The sequence below is a fragment of the Vibrio anguillarum genome (genome assembly GCF_001989995.2).
GTDB lineage: Bacteria > Pseudomonadota > Gammaproteobacteria > Enterobacterales > Vibrionaceae > Vibrio > Vibrio anguillarum.
Genome location: NZ_JAHGUP010000183.1, coordinates 1 through 1,095 on the forward strand (window position 1 = coordinate 1; position 1,095 = coordinate 1,095).

A 1,095-nucleotide genomic window follows, 5' to 3' on the forward strand; every position below is an offset into this window, starting at 1 on the left:
TTCATGCGGTTTCCCTGTTTAAAAGAGGAATAAGTTTCATAAAAAACACCGTTAATTGAAAGGCGTGAATGATAGCATAACGCCCGCTTAAGGGGCAGACAACGCTACTACCGAGCTTCCGCATAACACCATTATCACAAAAACCAACGCATGATAAAAATGCCACGCGTTGGCTGTCCTTCTTGAAGCGTTTGTTAGCCGATTTTCAGATCTAGCTTGAAATTACGAATAATCTTTTCATCCAAACAGCTTCGTAAAAACTTATTCATTTGTGTCATGTCATTAGAAGAGTAAAAATCGAGCATGAGCGTATTAAACTCTTGCTGACGTTTGGCTTGCACATTAATGATAGGAAAACCATTAGCCAACAAAATACCGTTCATCATGAACCGACCGGTACGTTTGTTAACATCCCAAAAAAATTGAGCGCGTGCCATTTGTAAAAATGCAGTAATTGCTTGATCGTAAACATCAGATTCACTATTAACCTGACTCTCAACTTCAAGCCATTTATCGTCCAACTCATCTGGAGCGGGGGGCTCATACTCTGAACCCGTAATGGAAACGTAACCAGAGCGAAACTTACCCCACTCTAACGCTTCTTCTTTGCCAGCTATATTGTGAATTTTTAAAGCGGTTTCTTTATTAAATTGAAACTCACCTTGATCAACTAAGCCAAAAATAAGTTCCCATGCTCGAGCTTGGTTCATTGCCATATTTTGATCACTAATTCGATGGCCACCTACGGTGATCCCATCAAGAATCGTTTGCACCTCAGGCAAAGTCATTGCTACACCCTCGAGGTTAACAGCGTCATAAACCAAAGCTGGAACATCTCTTTTGGCAAGTTGTTTAGCCAACGGTATATTTGGTTTCATATTCCACATGTTATCTGTCAATGCTGTCATGGTGGTCTTCTTCAATGTAAGTAAAACTTGGTTAAGTATACACTTACTGATGAGTAAGGTGGTAGAAGTCGGCTAACGCCCGGCTAAGGGGTTGACAACGCACCGCCGAACTCAAAAAACACACCGTAAACACTGAACTTCAATTTTGCACTAAAGTCGCCAAGCGTTGGCAATCCCTCTTGAGCCG

Annotated in this window: 1 protein-coding gene; it reads right to left on the reverse strand. The window is 41.5% G+C overall.

Going from position 1 to position 1,095, the window contains the following annotated elements; translation table 11 throughout:
- Positions 1 to 194 precede the first annotated feature (194 nt).
- Positions 195 to 908 (reverse strand): Fic family protein, encoded by a 714-nt coding sequence (locus PL85_RS18270; RefSeq protein WP_170908065.1) that lies wholly within the window; start codon positions 906 to 908, stop codon positions 195 to 197.
- Positions 909 to 1,095 lie beyond the last annotated feature (187 nt).